The organism is Agrobacterium larrymoorei, assembly GCF_037722385.1.
Classification (GTDB): domain Bacteria; phylum Pseudomonadota; class Alphaproteobacteria; order Rhizobiales; family Rhizobiaceae; genus Agrobacterium; species Agrobacterium larrymoorei_C.
This window is the reverse complement of sequence record NZ_JBBKAQ010000011.1, coordinates 85,098-100,234: the sequence shown is the minus strand read 5'-3', so window position 1 is coordinate 100,234 and position 15,137 is coordinate 85,098. Positions and strand designations below refer to the sequence as shown.

General features: G+C 57.8%; 15 protein-coding genes. 12 read left to right on the top strand and 3 right to left on the bottom strand.

Features of this window, described 5'->3' with window-relative positions; all coding sequences use genetic code 11:
- Positions 1 to 144 precede the first annotated feature (144 nt).
- The 6 genes from WKI41_RS13255 to WKI41_RS13230 all read left to right on the top strand — a co-directional run bounded on the left by WKI41_RS13255 (position 145) and on the right by WKI41_RS13230 (position 8,237).
- Complete coding sequence (locus WKI41_RS13255; protein WP_340193971.1) at positions 145 to 1,236, top strand: microcin C ABC transporter permease YejB; 1,092 nt, start codon at positions 145 to 147, stop codon at positions 1,234 to 1,236.
- Positions 1,236 to 2,384, top strand: a complete 1,149-nt coding sequence (locus WKI41_RS13250) for an ABC transporter permease (protein ID WP_340193970.1) — start codon at positions 1,236 to 1,238, stop codon at positions 2,382 to 2,384. The genes WKI41_RS13255 and WKI41_RS13250 overlap by 1 nt, the downstream gene beginning before the upstream one ends.
- A gap of 14 nt (positions 2,385 to 2,398) precedes the next feature.
- A complete protein-coding gene (locus tag WKI41_RS13245) occupies positions 2,399 to 4,042 on the top strand; it encodes an ABC transporter ATP-binding protein (RefSeq protein WP_425341033.1) in 1,644 nt (547 codons plus the stop codon).
- A gap of 100 nt (positions 4,043 to 4,142) precedes the next feature.
- Positions 4,143 to 5,390: an NAD(P)/FAD-dependent oxidoreductase gene (locus WKI41_RS13240; protein WP_340193969.1), complete on the top strand. Its 1,248-nt coding sequence runs from the start codon at positions 4,143 to 4,145 to the stop codon at positions 5,388 to 5,390.
- Positions 5,391 to 5,571: 181 nt separating this feature from the next.
- Positions 5,572 to 6,933 (top strand): glutamine synthetase family protein, encoded by a 1,362-nt coding sequence (locus WKI41_RS13235; RefSeq protein ID WP_340193968.1) that lies wholly within the window; start codon positions 5,572 to 5,574, stop codon positions 6,931 to 6,933.
- Between the two features lie 2 nt (positions 6,934 to 6,935).
- Positions 6,936 to 8,237 (top strand): NAD(P)/FAD-dependent oxidoreductase, encoded by a 1,302-nt coding sequence (locus tag WKI41_RS13230; protein ID WP_340193967.1) that lies wholly within the window; start codon positions 6,936 to 6,938, stop codon positions 8,235 to 8,237.
- Here WKI41_RS13230 and WKI41_RS13225 read toward each other — a convergent pair.
- Complete coding sequence (locus WKI41_RS13225) at positions 8,232 to 8,714, bottom strand: gluconokinase, GntK/IdnK-type (protein ID WP_340194129.1); 483 nt, start codon at positions 8,712 to 8,714, stop codon at positions 8,232 to 8,234. The genes WKI41_RS13230 and WKI41_RS13225 overlap by 6 nt on opposite strands.
- A 196-nt stretch (positions 8,715 to 8,910) precedes the next feature.
- Here WKI41_RS13225 and WKI41_RS13220 point away from each other — a divergent pair, with 196 nt between their 5' ends.
- Entirely contained in the window at positions 8,911 to 9,627 is a 717-nt protein-coding gene (locus WKI41_RS13220; protein ID WP_340193966.1) for a YoaK family protein, read from the top strand.
- 5 nt (positions 9,628 to 9,632) lie between these two features.
- Here the strand turns inward: WKI41_RS13220 and WKI41_RS13215 are convergent, their stop codons facing one another.
- Positions 9,633 to 10,085 (bottom strand): hypothetical protein, encoded by a 453-nt coding sequence (locus tag WKI41_RS13215; RefSeq protein WP_340194128.1) that lies wholly within the window; start codon positions 10,083 to 10,085, stop codon positions 9,633 to 9,635.
- A 192-nt stretch (positions 10,086 to 10,277) separates the two neighbouring features.
- Between WKI41_RS13215 and WKI41_RS13210 the strand changes: the two genes are divergently transcribed.
- Positions 10,278 to 10,913 carry a trimeric intracellular cation channel family protein gene (locus tag WKI41_RS13210; RefSeq protein WP_340193965.1) on the top strand — a complete coding sequence of 212 codons (636 nt, stop codon included), beginning with the start codon at positions 10,278 to 10,280 and terminating at the stop codon, positions 10,911 to 10,913.
- A 55-nt stretch (positions 10,914 to 10,968) separates the two neighbouring features.
- On the opposite strand, the gene irrA is transcribed toward WKI41_RS13210, so the two are convergent.
- Positions 10,969 to 11,388: an iron response transcriptional regulator IrrA gene (gene irrA, locus WKI41_RS13205; protein WP_340193964.1), complete on the bottom strand. Its 420-nt coding sequence runs from the start codon at positions 11,386 to 11,388 to the stop codon at positions 10,969 to 10,971.
- Positions 11,389 to 11,685: 297 nt separating this feature from the next.
- Here irrA and fabA point away from each other — a divergent pair, with 297 nt between their 5' ends.
- The 4 genes from fabA to WKI41_RS13185 all read left to right on the top strand — a co-directional run bounded on the left by fabA (position 11,686) and on the right by WKI41_RS13185 (position 15,130).
- Positions 11,686 to 12,201 carry a 3-hydroxyacyl-[acyl-carrier-protein] dehydratase FabA gene (gene fabA, locus WKI41_RS13200; protein WP_340193963.1) on the top strand — a complete coding sequence of 172 codons (516 nt, stop codon included), beginning with the start codon at positions 11,686 to 11,688 and terminating at the stop codon, positions 12,199 to 12,201.
- A 64-nt stretch (positions 12,202 to 12,265) separates the two neighbouring features.
- Entirely contained in the window at positions 12,266 to 13,489 is a 1,224-nt protein-coding gene (gene fabB, locus WKI41_RS13195) for a beta-ketoacyl-ACP synthase I (protein WP_340193962.1), read from the top strand.
- Between the two features lie 6 nt (positions 13,490 to 13,495).
- Positions 13,496 to 14,302: an enoyl-ACP reductase FabI gene (fabI, locus tag WKI41_RS13190; RefSeq protein WP_340193961.1), complete on the top strand. Its 807-nt coding sequence runs from the start codon at positions 13,496 to 13,498 to the stop codon at positions 14,300 to 14,302.
- 246 nt (positions 14,303 to 14,548) lie between these two features.
- On the top strand, positions 14,549 to 15,130 hold the full coding sequence (locus WKI41_RS13185; RefSeq protein WP_425341032.1) for a TadE/TadG family type IV pilus assembly protein: 582 nt from the start codon (positions 14,549 to 14,551) through the stop codon (positions 15,128 to 15,130).
- Positions 15,131 to 15,137: the final 7 nt, after the last annotated feature.

The window sequence follows — 15,137 nt, the reverse complement described above, 5'->3', positions numbered from 1 at the left end:
TTGGTCTTGCTTTATCGGCTCAGCCTTGATTCACATGAGTGAACACGAATCATTTGGTCGGCGACACGCGGCGCTTGCTGGGAAAGGAAACGGTTTGACAGTGAGGATGACAGCGGAGCGCGCCCGCCTGGAGTGTGATCTCTAATGGGTGCCTATATTCTTCGGCGCTTGGCTTTGATGATACCGACCATCATCGGCATCATGGGCATCTCCTTCCTCGTCATTCAGTTTGCCCCCGGCGGCCCCGTCGAACAGGTCGTCGCGCAGCTTTCCGGTTCTGGTGACAGCGCTGCCGACCGCCTGTCAGGCGGCGGCGATCTCATGGGCGGTGGGGGTCTGGATGAAAGCGGATCGAAATATCGTGGCGCTCAGGGTCTTGATCCCGAACTGATCGCCAAGCTCGAAAAGCAGTTTGGCTTCGACAAGCCGCCGCTGACGCGCTTTCTGGAGATGATGTGGAACTACATCCGCTTCGATTTCGGCGACAGCTTCTTCAGAAACTCCTCCGTCATCGATCTCATCATTGACAAGATGCCGGTGTCGATTTCACTCGGCTTCTGGATCCTGATCATTTCCTACGCGATTTCCATTCCGCTTGGCATCAAGAAGGCAGTGGAAGACGGCTCGAAGTTTGATGTCTGGACCTCCGGCATCGTCATTATTGGCTATGCGGTGCCAAGCTTTCTCTTTGGTATTTTGCTCATCGTGGTCTTTGCAGGCGGGTCTTTCTTTGATTGGTTTCCGCTGCGTGGCCTCACCTCCGACAATTTTGCGGACCTGACGTGGTGGCAGAAGATCATCGACTATTTCTGGCACCTAACATTGCCGCTAACGGCTCTCGTCCTGTCGGCTTTTGCCACCACCACGCTGCTCACCAAGAACTCCTTCATCGATGAGATCAAGAAGCAATATGTGGTTACCGCACGTGCCAAGGGGCTGTCGGAGCGGAAAGTCCTTTACGGCCACGTCTTCCGCAATGCCATGCTGATCGTCATTGCTGGCTTTCCCGGCGCCTTCATTTCCGCCTTCTTCACTGGGTCGCTGCTGATCGAAAACATTTTCTCGCTGGATGGCCTTGGTCGCCTTGGCTATCTCTCCGTCGTCAATCGTGATTATCCGATCGTGTTCGGTACCCTCTTTATCTTCTCGCTTATGGGGCTCGTCGTCAGCCTGATTTCCGACTTGATCTACACCTGGATCGACCCGCGCATCGACTTTGAGCGGAGGGATGTGTGATGGCTGTTTCCACCTCCACACCGGCGACCGATGCCACGCCCCCACAGAAGCGTCCATTCTTTTCGCCTACGACGATCCGCCGTTGGCAGAATTTCAAGGCCAATCGCCGGGGCTACTGGTCCTTCTGGATTTTCCTCTTGCTGTTCGGTCTCAGCCTCTGCGCCGAGTTCATCGCCAACGACAAGCCGATCCTTGCCTCCTACAAGGGCGAACTGATCGTTCCGGTGATGGTGGATTATCCGGAGGAGAAGTTTGGCGGTTTCCTCGCGCAGACCGATTACAAGTCGTCCTACATTCAGGACGAGATCAACGCCAATGGCTGGATGATCTGGCCGCCGATCCGCTACTCCTACCAGACGGTGAATTCCAACATTCCTCATTCCGCACCCACGCCGCCCTTCTGGCTGATGGACAAGGATGAGCGCTGCTCGGGCTATCCGCAAGGTGCGGCCGATCCCGGCTGTACGCTCGGCAACCTCAACTGGCTTGGCACTGATAACCAGGCGCGCGACGTGACCGCACGCATCATCTACGGCTTCCGCATCTCGGTGCTCTTCGGCCTGGCGCTGACCATCTGCTCGGCCATCGTTGGCGTAACGGCAGGCGCTGTGCAGGGTTATTTCGGTGGTTGGACCGACCTCCTGATGCAGCGCTTCATCGAGATCTGGTCGTCCATGCCGGTGCTTTACATCCTGCTGATTATCGCCGCCATCCTGCCGCCCGGATTTTTCGTGCTGCTCGGCATCATGCTGCTCTTTTCCTGGGTCGGCTTCGTCGGAGTGGTCCGCGCTGAATTCCTTCGGGCTCGCAATTTCGAATATGTGAATGCCGCACGCGCTCTTGGCGTCAGCAATGCCACCATCATGTTCCGGCATTTGCTGCCGAATGCCATGGTCGCGACACTCACCTTCCTGCCCTTCATTCTGTCCGGTTCGATCACCACGCTGACGTCGCTCGATTTCCTTGGGTTCGGCATGCCACCAGGATCTCCATCGCTGGGTGAGATGATAGCCCAGGGCAAGAACAACCTTCAGGCGCCATGGCTGGGGCTGACCGCCTTCTTCACGATGTCGATCATGCTGTCGCTCTTGATCTTCGTCGGTGAAGCGGTGCGCGATGCCTTCGATCCGCGCAAGACGTTCCGGTGATGGCGATGTCGCAAATGAATACAGGCACAATGACCGCACCCCTTCTCTCCGTCCGTGACCTCTCCGTCGCCTTCCACCAGGGTGGGAAGGAAAGTCTCGCGGTCGACCGTGTTTCCTTTGAGATCATGCCCGGCGAAGTGCTGGCTCTGGTGGGTGAATCAGGCTCGGGCAAGTCGGTAACGGCCAATTCCATCCTGAAGCTTTTGCCCTATCCCGCGGCAAGTCATCCATCCGGTCAAATCCTGTTTGAGGGCAGGGATTTGCTGACGCTGCCGATGCGCGACCTGCGATCCGTGCGCGGCAATGATATCACCATGATCTTTCAGGAGCCGATGACCTCGCTCAACCCGCTTCACAGCATCGAGCGGCAGATCGGCGAAATCCTGGAACTGCACCAGGCTCTTACTGGAGCATCTGCACGCGCTCGGATCCTGGAGTTGCTAAACCAGGTAGGCATTCGCGAACCGGAAAAGCGACTGAAGGCATTTCCGCACGAGCTTTCCGGCGGCCAGCGTCAGCGTGTAATGATCGCCATGGCGCTGGCCAACCGCCCCAAGCTTCTGATTGCCGATGAGCCGACGACGGCACTTGATGTGACGGTACAGGCGCAAATTCTCGAACTGCTGGCAGGGCTGAAAAATCAGCACCACATGTCCATGCTGTTCATTACCCACGATCTCGGCATCGTGCGCAAGTTCGCCGACCGTGTCTGCGTCATGACCAAGGGCAAGATCGTCGAGACGGGGACTGTGGAGCAAGTCTTCAACAATCCACAACATGCCTACACGCGCCATCTTCTGGCTGCCGAACCGAAAGGCGAGCCGCCGCCTGCCGACGACAAGAAGCCGGTGGTGATGCAAGGTGACGACATCAAGGTCTGGTTTCCGATCAAGGCCGGGCTGATGCGCAAGGTGGTGGATCACGTCAAGGCCGTGGATGGCATCGACATCACCCTTCGTGAAGGCCAGACGGTCGGTGTTGTTGGAGAATCGGGCTCCGGCAAGACGACGCTCGGGCTTGCGCTCTCACGTCTCATTTCCTCGAAAGGCCGGATCAGCTTTGTCGGCCAGTCCATCGACGCCTTTTCTTATTCCATGATGAAGCCGCTGAGAAACCGCCTTCAGGTGGTGTTCCAGGATCCCTACGGTTCTCTCAGCCCACGCATGTCGGTCGGTGACATCATCGCCGAAGGTTTGAAAGTGCACGAGACATCGCTCTCCTATGAGGAGCGCGACAGGCGAGTCGCCAAGGCGCTGGAAGAGGTCGGGCTAGATCCCGCGACGCGCTGGCGCTATCCGCACGAGTTTTCCGGCGGACAACGGCAGCGCATCGCCATTGCCCGCGCCATGGTGCTGAAACCCCGTTTCGTCATGCTCGATGAGCCGACCTCTGCTCTCGACATGAGCGTGCAGGCGCAGGTGGTCGATCTCTTGCGCGATCTGCAGTCCAAACATGATCTTGCCTATCTCTTCATCAGCCACGATCTCAAGGTGGTAAAGGCGCTTGCCAATGAAGTGATCGTCATGCGCCACGGGAAGATCGTCGAAAGCGGCCCTGCCAAGTCGATCTTCGAGGCGCCGAAGGAAGATTATACCCGAGCGCTGATGGCTGCGGCCTTCAACATCGAGGCGGTCAAGACAGAAGCCGTCAGCGAGTAGACACCTTGAAGCTACTGGCAGCAAAGTAGTTTGCAGTTGCGTTCGCCGGTTGGGAACGCCATCTTTCTGGAACGTCTCATGACGGCAGAGGAAGAAGAGCATGGCAGCGGATGTGATCGTTTTGGGTGCCGGGATCATCGGGGTCTCGGTGGCGGTGCAACTGGCAAGGCGCGGAAAGTCCGTCGTGCTGCTCGACCGCCGCGGACCGGGTGAAGAAACATCCTTCGGCAATGCCGGGCTCATCCAGCGTGAAGGCGTTGTGCCCTATGGGTTCCCGCAGGATCTCGGCCTGCTGGCGCGCTACTCGCTCAACAACCGTATCGATGCGCATTATCATATGGCGGCGGTGCCGAAGATCGCACCGTTTCTCGCGCGCTACTGGTATCATTCGAGACCAGCGCGTCATGCCGCGATCTCTCGCTCCTACGCGCCACTCATTGAACATTCGATTACGGAGCATTCGGTCCTGATCGATGAAGCCAAGGCTGGCGATCTCATTGTCAAGAATGGCTGGATGGAGGCTTACCGTACTGAAGCGAAGCGCGATGACGACTTCGCTTTCGCCGAGCGCCTTGCGCGCGATCACGGCATTTCTCACACCAAGCTGACCCGGCAGGAATTGGCGCAAGCCGAGCCGCATCTGTCGCAGGATTTTGTCGGTGGGCTAAAGTGGAACGACCCCTGGTCGGTCCTCGACCCGCACGGCCTGACCATGGCCTATCTACGCCTTTTTGAAAGTCTCGGCGGTACTTTCGTCAAGGGAGACGCAGCAGCTCTTTCCCAAACGCCTTCCGGCTGGAAGATCCAGACGGAGAGCGGGTTGGTCGAGTCGGAAAGCGTAGTGGTTGCGCTCGGTCCCTGGGCCGATACGGTCACAGCGCGACTTGGCTATCGGTTCCTGATGGGCGTCAAGCGTGGCTACCACATGCATTATGCGCCGCAGGACGGGACGAAGCTCAACAACTGGCTGATCGATGCCGAGCGTGGATACTTCCTCGCGCCGATGAAAAAAGGTATCCGCCTGACAACGGGCGCGGAGTTTGCCGATCGCGATGCGCCGAAGTCGCCTGTCCAGCTTTACCGGGCGGAGCGTGTGGCTCGCACCGTCTTTCCGCTGGGTGGCAGGCTGGATTCCGAGCCGTGGATGGGCGCACGTCCCTGTACGCCGGATATGATGCCGGTGATCGGCAGAGCACCGCGCCACAAGAGCCTCTGGTTTGCTTTTGGCCACGCTCATCATGGACTGACGCTGGGGCCGATCACAGGACGGATCCTGGCTGAAGCGATGTTGGGCGAAACACCGGTTGTCCCCATTGGCCCTTACGGCGCCGAGCGGTTCAACCCCTGACCTGCGGATTAGGGGTAGCCTTCCTGCAAAAGCCTGCTTAACATGCACGTCAGGGAGGAAAAGGGTATGCAGCGGGGCATAATGTCACGATGACGGCGCGATATCTGATCTACCAGCAGCAGGATGACTTTCGTTAGCGCCGGCCTTCCGGTGGATCGAAAGAGCAACAACATCCTGGTGAATGATGGTTGATATCGAATACGCAAAGACCTTTTTCCAACAGAACCCCGACATCGAAATTCTTGAAGCTTTCGTCATCGATGCAAACGGTATTCCGCGTGGCAAATGGATTCCGCGCGAGCGCGCCCTTGATGTGCTGGAAAAGGGGATGGCCGTTCCCCGATCTGTTTACGCTTTGGATATCTGGGGCCGCGATGTAAACGCCGCAGGGCTGGCGGAAGGAACCGGCGATCCTGACGGCTTATGCTTTGCAGTGCCAGGAACGCTGTCGCGCGTCACGTGGCTTGGACGACCCACCGCACAGGTGCTGCTTGCCATGACAGAGCCCGATGGCGCCGGTTTCTTTGCGGATTCGCGCCATGTTCTCGCACAGGTACTATCTGGCTTTGCCAAGCGCGGGCTGACACCGGTCGTTGCCACCGAACTTGAATTCTATCTGATCGACCCGGTGCGCTCCGCGCTCGATCCGGTGCGTCCTCCCAACAGCCGGGAAGGGCGCTGGCATACGGGCCAGACGCAGGTTCTGTCGATTTCCGAGCTTCAGGATTTCGAGGATGTCTTCCATGATATCGCCACGGCTTGCCGGGCCCAGAACGTGCCGGCCGACACGACGCTTCGCGAAAACGGGCCCGGTCAATACGAGATCAACCTCAACCATGTGCCGGATGCCCTGCAAGCGGCAGACTTTGCTGTCTTTCTCAAGCGCATCGTCAAAGGGGTTGCCCGCAAACACGGTCTGGACGCCACCTTCATGGCCAAGCCCTACGGCACGCAGGCCGGCAACGGTATGCATGTGCATTTCTCCGTGCTCGATAAGGATGGTAGAAATATTTACATGGGCGAGGATGGTCCCTCGGAAGCCCTGATGCATAGCGTCGGCGGACTTCTGGAGAACATGGGAGAAAGCATGGCAGTGTTTGCGCCGCACGCCAATTCCTATCGGCGTCTGCGTCCCAGCGAACATGCACCAACCTACGCCTCCTGGGGCTTCGACAACCGCTCTGCCGCGGTGCGAGTGATCACCGCCAGCAGACCAGCCACCCGCATCGAGCATCGCGTGGCTGGAGCCGATACCAACCCTTACCTCGTACTTGCCATGATCCTGAATGCGGCGCTTTCCGGCATGCGGGAGAAGCGCCAGCCGGGCGGGGCGATCGCGGGCGACAGTCACGCCATCAATCACGAGCCCTTGCCGACCAACTGGGACTACGCGGTCCAGCGCTTTGCCCGTTCGAGCTTTGCCTATGCCACGCTCGGACAGCGCTATAGAACGCTCTATGCCGCCTGCAAGCAGCAGGAAATTTCCGAATTCTCGCTTCGCGTCACCGATGTGGAATATGACGCCTATATCAGGACGGTGTGAACATGGCTCAGGTAACCGCGCTCCCCAATCCCGGTCATACGACTTCCTGGTATGCGGCCTCCGCCAATGACAAGAGCGTGCGCCCCACGCTCGAAGGTGAGATGCATGCGGATGTCTGCGTGATAGGCGCAGGGTTCACCGGCATGTCCGCCGCACTGGAGCTCGCTGAAAAAGGGTTCTCCGTCATCGTTCTGGAAGGCACGCGCATCGGCTTTGGCGCATCCGGGCGCAATGGCGGGCAGATCGTCAATGGCTATAGCCGTGATCTCGAAACCATCGCGGGACGATATGGCCACGAGAAGGCGGTGAGGCTCGGCGAGATGTCTCTGGAAGGCGGACAAATCATCCGTGAGCGGGTGGCGAAGTACGGCATCGATTGCGATCTCGTCGACGGCGGCTTCTTTGCCGCCTTCACGCCAAAGCAGATGAAGGAGATGGCGGCCAACAAGGCGCATTGGGAAAAGCACGGACACTCTGGTCTCGAGATGGTGTCCAAGGCAGAGGTCGGCAAATATGTAAAATCCGATCGCTATGCCGGCGGCATGATCGACCGGTTCGGCGGTCACATCCACCCATTGAATTACGTGCTAGGGGAGGCAGCAGCACTTGAGAAATTGGGCGGTCGCATTTTCGAAAACTCCAAAGTTATTGGCGTCGAGAAGGGCACAAACCCCACGGTCAGAACCGCGCATGGCAAGGTGACGGCAAAATACGTGCTGGTTTGCGGCAATGCCTATCTCGGCGAGCTCCTGCCCGAAATCGGCGAACGCATGATGCCTGTATCGAGCCAGGTCATGGCGACGGAGCCGCTCGATGCAAGCCTGATCGAAGATTTGCTTCCTGCAAATTACTGCGTCGAGGATGCCAATTACATCCTCGATTATTATCGACGCACCTCCGACAACCGGCTGCTCTATGGCGGCGGTATCGGCTATGGCGGTAGTGATCCAGCAGATCTGACGAGCGTCATCCGTCCCAACATGCTGAAAACCTTTCCGCAGTTGAAGGACGTGAAGATCGACTTTGCGTGGAGCGGTAATTTTGCCCTGACACTCACCCGCATCCCGCATATGGGGCGCTTGTCGCAGAATATCTATTTCTCCCATGGCGATAGCGGCCATGGCGTGACGACAACGCAACTGCTCGGGCGCATTCTGGCGGAAGTCGTTTCCGGTCAGGCAGGTCGCTTCGATGTCTGGTCGTCCCTGCCGAACTTCCCGTTTCCCGGCGGCAAGACGTTTCGCGTGCCGCTGACCGTCCTGGGGGCTTGGTGGTACGGACTGCGCGACCGACTCGGCCTATAGGGCCTTCAAGCCGTTCAGCGCATTTTCAACGATTTCGTCAGGCGTGGCATCGATGCTGACAGTTACCACACCCGGCTCACCCGTCGGCACCTCAAGCGTGTCGAGCTGCGTCTTCAGCAGTGACAAAGGCATGAAATGACCTTTGCGTGCGCCCATGCGTTGCGTCAGAAGCTCCACGCTGCCTTCCAGAAAGACGAAGGCCAAAGGTCCGCCGCAGGCGGTCCGCAACCTGTCGCGGTAGGATTTCTTCAAGGCCGAGCAAGAAATCACGACGCCACCGGCCTCGTAGCCATGGCGCAACTCAGCCCCCACAAGATCGAGCCAAGGCCACCGGTCCTCGTCGGTGAGCGGAATACCCGCGCTCATTTTCTCGACATTGGCCTTGGGGTGCAGCCTGTCACCCTCCTGAAACGGGATCCCGAGCTTTTCGGCCAGTTCAGCGCCGACGGTGGACTTGCCGCAGCCGCTGACGCCCATCACGATGATTGCCTGTTTCACGCGAAAACCTTTCCCTGCTTTTTCGTCGTGCTGGCCTAGCAAGAAGGCGACGATAAGAAAATGGTTTTTACCAGAGAAGGCTTAAGCACGGCCGGATCGCGTTGTTGAAATCGCAATATCCGCATGCCTAAAATCCGCAGTGACATAGCACTTAGTCTCCGCATGTCGAGGCACCATGACCAGACAAAGACGCCGCAACATCATTAAGGCAAGACGCACCGGAATGGGGCTGGCGCTGGTGGCAGCCATTTCATTTGTTGCCGGGATGACGGACGCGATCGGGTTGATGATGGCAGGAGATTTCGTGTCCTTCATGACCGGCAACACCACCCGTGCCGCGATTTCGATTGAGGCCGGGCAGTATGATCATGCGGTGAAGCTATTTCTCGCCATCATCACTTTCGTCGCTGGCAATGCTGCGGGCATCATCATCGCCCATAGCTCTCACCGTCGCATCTTCACCGTACTTTGCTCCGTCGCCATCATGCTGGCACTCGCAGCCCTGATGCAAACGTCCGCACTTCGCCCGTTCGATTTTTACCTGATCGTCTTTGCCATGGGCATGATCAACGCCGCGGTCGAGCATATCGAGGGTCTGCCGATCGGACTGACCTATGTGACGGGCGCTCTGTCGCGCTTTGGCCGCGGCGTTGGTCGCTTCATTTTAGGCGAGCGAAAGCTCGACTGGACAATCCAGCTTGTACCCTGGCTCGGCATGGTGTCGGGCGCGATTTCTGGTGCCATCCTGGCGAGCGTCTTTCCAAGCGGCGCGCTGTTCGTCGTGAGCCTTCTCGTCTTCATCGTGGCACTTGCAAGCATGCTCATGCCGAGGTCTTTGAGAAGCCGCTACAACCAGCGCATTGCAATCAGGCGTTCTTTGCCTGGAGCCTGAAATCCCTACTTTCGAGAGAGTGTGACGAAGGACGTGCCGCGGACGCGCACCGTCATTTCGCAAGGAACGCTGTCGGTCCGCTCGCAATAGCGCGGGTGCATTTTCAGAACGAAGACCATGTTGCCGAAGCGCTGAATGAAATCATAGCCGTAGATCGTAGCTGTAGCGATCAGCAGATAGCCGCCCTCTTTCACCTGCACATAAAAGTTATACGGGCAGCCATCGTCATTGCAGGTGGTGCTCTTGTGGCCATCGCATGTCAACGCCCCGCGATTGGTCACGGCATCCATCAGTCCGTCGTTGTTGATGTCGATACGGGAGATGTAATCCGGCCCGAACTCGGCGACCTTGCACTGTTTCTGGAAGAAAGCCTTTTCGTAAACCTCCGGGTCGCTCACCAATTCCTGTTGCGCGCGCGCTGGCGTCATCGGGCTCGAAAGCGCCAGGAGGCAGAGCATGGATGAGAAGAGACGTTTCAAGGCAGTGTCCTTCGTGATCTGATCGCTGCCGTGAGGAGCATCCATAAGCAAAACGGCTTCATCTTTGCCGGATTTGCGTTATGGATGGCGCAGCATGATGATGGTGAGGTCTATAACCCGCTGCCCTTGCGTCACACTGACCGTAAACAAAAAAATGAGGAGCGCCTCTTCATGTCACTTTTGGCTTTCCTCGACTATGCCGGTGTCGCCGTGTTTGCGGCAACGGGGGCCTTGGCCGCCTCACGCAAGCAGCTCGATTTCATCGGCTTCATGTTCTTTGCCGCAGCGACCGGCATTGGCGGCGGCACTTTGCGGGATCTGGTGCTCGGCCGAGCGCCGGTCTTCTGGGTGGTCAACCCGACTTACATCCTCGTCTGCGTCGGCGTCGCAGCACTGGTCTATGTCACGGCTCACCTGTTTGAATCGCGCTACCGCCTGTTGATCTGGCTCGATGCTGTCGGGCTATCCGCCTATTGCGTCATGGGGGCAGCAAAGGGTCTTGCGGCCACCGGCTCACCCACCGTCGCGATCGTGACAGGCACGATGACGGCAACCTTTGGCGGTGTCTTGCGTGATGTTCTGGCAGGCGAGCCTTCCGTTCTGCTGCGACCTGAAATCTATATCAGTTGCGCGCTCGCTGGTGCCTGCGTGTTCACCGGGGTACATTTCATCGGTGCGCCTCTGATCGTCTCGTCGACGGCAGGCGTTCTGACCGCCTTCGGCATCCGCAGTGGCGCGCTGATTTTCGGCTGGACCTTTCCGCCCTACAGGTCTCGCCCTGGGCGTCCGCCTGAAGATGTGATGTGAAGTTCAGAATAATAAAGGCACCTTGCGGTGCCTCACTAAATCAACTGCTTCTGTATCAGCGCTCTTTGCGCCGCAGGCGAATGACCACGTCCACATGGGCGATTTCCATACCCTGTGGCGGTTCGGGGAGATTGCCGATCTGCAGATTGTTGACCGGGATATCGAGAACCTCGTTCTCGCCTTCCACGAAAAAGTGATGGTGATCGGAGACGTTGGTGTCGAAATAGGTCTTAGCACCCTCTACGGCGAGCACGCGGATCAGACCGGCCTCGGTGAACTGATGCAGTGTGTTGTAGACGGTTGCCAGTGAAACGGGCACGCCCGCCGTCACGGCTTCGTCATGCAGTTCCTCTACCGTCAGGTGGCGGTCGCCCTTGGCAAACAGAAGATCGCCAAGCGCAATGCGCTGGCGTGTCGGGCGCAGGCCGAAGCGGCGCAGCCGTGTTCCAATGTCCAAGGTGGCGTCAAATGCCATCGGTCGGGGTTCCTGAGAACGATTATAAAGTGCGTCTTGACGATGCATATATCTTTTAAGGACAAGCCTTTCAATAGTTTCCGGCGGAGCCCTCTGTCCTATTGGCGGCAAAAGGGCCGTTTTTGCAATTTTCCTCTGGTTCCGTCCTTACGCTTCCTGTATGCGGGCGCCATATTGAGCACAGGCCTCTGGCAGGTTGGTCTGCTCCAATGTGTATGCTGCCCTTGTGGCGCTTCATTTTGAGCCTAACTTGCTTTACAGAAGTCTAGAAACACGATGAGACGGGAAACGGAAGCAATGGCAACGAGGCAATCCAGCTATAATTACAAGGAAATTCTGGCATGCGGCCGCGGCGAACTGTTCGGCCCAGGCAATGCACAGCTTCCTCTGCCTCCAATGCTGATGGTTCATCGTATCACTGAAATTTCCGAAACCGGTGGCGAGTTCGACAAGGGCTTCATCCGTGCGGAATATGATGTGAAGCCGGACGACTGGTACTTCCCGTGCCACTTCCAGGGCAACCCGATCATGCCGGGCTGCCTCGGTCTTGACGGCATGTGGCAGCTTACGGGCTTCTTCCTCGGCTGGCTGGGAGAACCGGGCCGCGGCATGGCGCTTTCCACCGGCGAGGTAAAGTTCAAGGGCATGGTTCGTCCTGAGACCAAGCTTCTGCAATATGGCATCGATTTCAAGCGCGTCATGCGCGGCCGTCTCGTTCTCGGCACCGCCGATGGCTGGCTGAAGGCCGATGGCGAAACCATCTATCAAGCGACGGACCTTCGCGTTGGTCTGTCTAAGGAAAAGACCGCCTGACGTCTTTAGCGAGACGGGCGCCACCTGCGCCATCTGCGGCAAGCTCTAAGAAAAGGTCACCTTCATGAGAAGAGTAGTAGTCACCGGCCTCGGTATCGTTTCATCGATCGGCAGCGACGCGGGCGAAGTCACGGCTTCCTTGAGAGACGCCAAGTCCGGCATTTCGTTCTCGCCGGATTTCGCCGAACACGGCTTCAAGTGCCAGGTCTGGGGCAAGCCGTCGCTTGATCCGACCGATCTGGTGGACCGTCGCGCCATGCGCTTCCTCTCGCAAGGCGGCGCGTGGAACCATGTTGCGATGAAGCAGGCGATTGCAGACTCCGGTCTTGAAGAGAGCGATATCAGCGGCAACGAGCGCACCGGCATCATCATGGGTTCGGGTGGTCCGTCTACGCGCACCATCGTCGAGGCCTCCGATATCACCTTGAAGAACAACAGCCCGAAGCGCATCGGCCCGTTTGCCGTGCCGAAGGCCATGTCGTCGACCGCATCCGCCACGCTTGCCACCTGGTTCAAGATCCACGGCGTCAACTACTCGATCTCGTCTGCCTGCTCGACCTCTGCGCACTGCATCGGCAATGCCGCAGAAATGATCCAGTGGGGCAAGCAGGATGTGATGTTTGCCGGTGGCCACGAAGACCTTGACTGGTCCATGTCGAACCTCTTCGACGCCATGGGCGCGATGTCCTCCAAGTACAACGAAACGCCCTCGGTCGCCTCGCGCGCCTATGACGTCAACCGCGATGGCTTCGTGATTGCTGGCGGTGCAGGCGTTCTGGTTCTAGAAGAACTGGAGCACGCCAAGGCACGCGGCGCGAAGATCTACGCCGAAATCGTCGGCTATGGCGCGACCTCGGACGGTTACGACATGGTCGCACCGTCAGGCGAAGGCGCGATCCGCTGCATGCGCCAGGCGCTTGCGACCGTGAAGGGCGATGTCGATTACGTCAACACTCATGGCACCTCCACGCCTGTTGGCGACAGCAAGGAAATCGGTGCGATCCGCGAAGTCTTCGGCGACAAGATCCCGCACATTCAGTCGACGAAGTCGTTGACGGGTCATTCGCTTGGTGCCGCTGGCGTCCAGGAATCGATCTATGGTCTGCTGATGATGCAGGAGCGCTTCATCGGCGAAAGCGCCCATATCGAAACTCTCGATCCCGAGTTCGATGGCGTTCCGATCGTTCGCAAGCGCATCGACGACGCCAAGATCGACACTGTGCTTTCCAACTCCTTCGGCTTCGGCGGTACTAACGCTACGCTCGTTTTCCAGCGCTATAACGGATAATTGCCCATGAACGGCATCATGCAGGGTAAACGCGGCCTCATCATGGGCGTCGCAAACAATCACTCGATCGCCTGGGGTATATCCAAGGCACTGGCCGCCCAGGGCGCGGAACTGGCCTTCACCTATCAGGGCGAGGCTCTTGGCAAGCGCGTCAAGCCACTCGCGGCGGAAGTCGGCTCCGATTTCATCGTTCCCTGCGATGTCGAAGATATTGCGTCTGTCGACGTGCTGTTCGAAACGCTGCGTGAGCGCTGGGGCTCGATCGACTTCGTCGTTCACGCTATCGGCTTTTCCGACAAGAACGAGTTGAAGGGTCTCTACGCTGATACCACGCGCGAAAACTTCAGCCGCACGATGGTCATCTCCTGCTTCTCCTTTACCGAAATCGCCAAGCGGGCTGCAAGCCTGATGACCGATGGCGGCTCGATGCTGACGCTGACCTATAATGGCTCTCAGCGCGTCATCCCGAACTACAATGTGATGGGTGTTGCAAAGGCGGCTCTTGAGGCCTCGGTTCGATATCTCGCAGCCGACTACGGTCCGAAGGGCATCCGCGTCAACGCCATCTCCGCTGGTCCAGTCCGCACGCTGGCGGGCGCCGGCATCTCGGATGCGCGCGCGATCTTTGCCTGGAACCTGAAGAACGCACCGTTGCGCCGCACGGCCGATATCGACGATATCGGTGGCTCCGCGCTTTATCTGCTTTCAAACCTTTCCCGCGGCGTTACCGGCGAATGCCATTATGTGGATTGCGGCTACAACATTACCTCGGTTCCGACACTGGAAGAACTACGCAGAGCCGACGCGGATTAAGCGTCTTCGCTGACATTACAACGTTAGAAAGAGCCCGGCATCGCTGGGCTTTTTGCGTCTAAAAACAGGGCCTTCTGTTCACGTCTTAGCCGCTAAAAAAGCATCTACTCTCAATTGCCTGTCGAAAAAGAAGACATACGGCGAATGCGAGGCTTTCCGACAAGGAAATATAAAGAAAGCCCTCATAATGATCCTTGTAAGATACCATTCCCACAAGATCATTTCCTATCAGAGATAGATAAGCGCATGCGAATGCCAATGTTGCAGAAAGCATTACCTGGCAAGTTACTCCGCTCGCGCGACGGTGCCACAGCGATCGAATTCGCCATCCTTGCCATCCCCTATTTCATGGTTGTCTTCGCAATTTTGGAGACCTTCATCGCCATGACGGGCGAGCAGCTTTTCGTCAATGCGACCGACACCATGGCGCGCAAATTGCGCACCGGTCAGATTGCCAACACGATCACCAAGGAAGATTTTCGTAAGCTGTTCTGTAAGGAAGTTTCTATTCTGGTGACCTGCTCTGACGATGACGGCAAGCTGGCTTCAAAGCTCTACATCGACCTTCGTCAGTTCAATAGTTTCGCGGATATTCCTAAAACTCTACCACTGGTCAAGATGGGCGATTACTACGATCTCAACAGTTCGGTCTTCGGCTTTAAGCCTGGAGGCCCGGGTTCGATCAATATGCTGCGAGTCTATTATCGCTGGCCGGTCATCACCGACCTCATCCGCCCCTATCTGACGAAGATACGTCCTGCCGATAATTCGATGCCCTCCCACTTCCTCATCGTTGCGACCGATGCGTATCGCAACGAGAACTACTAGCGAGCGG

Bases quoted from the DNA above. Each gene is read 5' to 3' on its own strand.
- fabA (WP_340193963.1), top strand. From the start codon at position 11,686: ATGGCAACGAGGCAATCCAGCTATAATTACAAGGAAATTCTGGCATGC.
- WKI41_RS13235 (WP_340193968.1), top strand. From the start codon at position 5,572: ATGATGGTTGATATCGAATACGCAAAGACCTTTTTCCAACAGAACCCC.
- WKI41_RS13230 (WP_340193967.1), top strand. From the start codon at position 6,936: ATGGCTCAGGTAACCGCGCTCCCCAATCCCGGTCATACGACTTCCTGG.
- WKI41_RS13185 (WP_425341032.1), top strand. From the start codon at position 14,549: ATGCGAATGCCAATGTTGCAGAAAGCATTACCTGGCAAGTTACTCCGC.
- WKI41_RS13215 (WP_340194128.1), bottom strand. From the start codon at position 10,085: ATGCTCTGCCTCCTGGCGCTTTCGAGCCCGATGACGCCAGCGCGCGCG.
- WKI41_RS13240 (WP_340193969.1), top strand. From the start codon at position 4,143: ATGGCAGCGGATGTGATCGTTTTGGGTGCCGGGATCATCGGGGTCTCG.
- fabB (WP_340193962.1), top strand. From the start codon at position 12,266: ATGAGAAGAGTAGTAGTCACCGGCCTCGGTATCGTTTCATCGATCGGC.
- WKI41_RS13245 (WP_425341033.1), top strand. From the start codon at position 2,399: ATGAATACAGGCACAATGACCGCACCCCTTCTCTCCGTCCGTGACCTC.
- fabI (WP_340193961.1), top strand. From the start codon at position 13,496: ATGAACGGCATCATGCAGGGTAAACGCGGCCTCATCATGGGCGTCGCA.
- WKI41_RS13220 (WP_340193966.1), top strand. From the start codon at position 8,911: ATGACCAGACAAAGACGCCGCAACATCATTAAGGCAAGACGCACCGGA.
- WKI41_RS13210 (WP_340193965.1), top strand. From the start codon at position 10,278: ATGTCACTTTTGGCTTTCCTCGACTATGCCGGTGTCGCCGTGTTTGCG.
- WKI41_RS13255 (WP_340193971.1), top strand. From the start codon at position 145: ATGGGTGCCTATATTCTTCGGCGCTTGGCTTTGATGATACCGACCATC.
- WKI41_RS13225 (WP_340194129.1), bottom strand. From the start codon at position 8,714: ATGGGCGTCAGCGGCTGCGGCAAGTCCACCGTCGGCGCTGAACTGGCC.
- WKI41_RS13250 (WP_340193970.1), top strand. From the start codon at position 1,236: ATGGCTGTTTCCACCTCCACACCGGCGACCGATGCCACGCCCCCACAG.
- irrA (WP_340193964.1), bottom strand. From the start codon at position 11,388: ATGGCATTTGACGCCACCTTGGACATTGGAACACGGCTGCGCCGCTTC.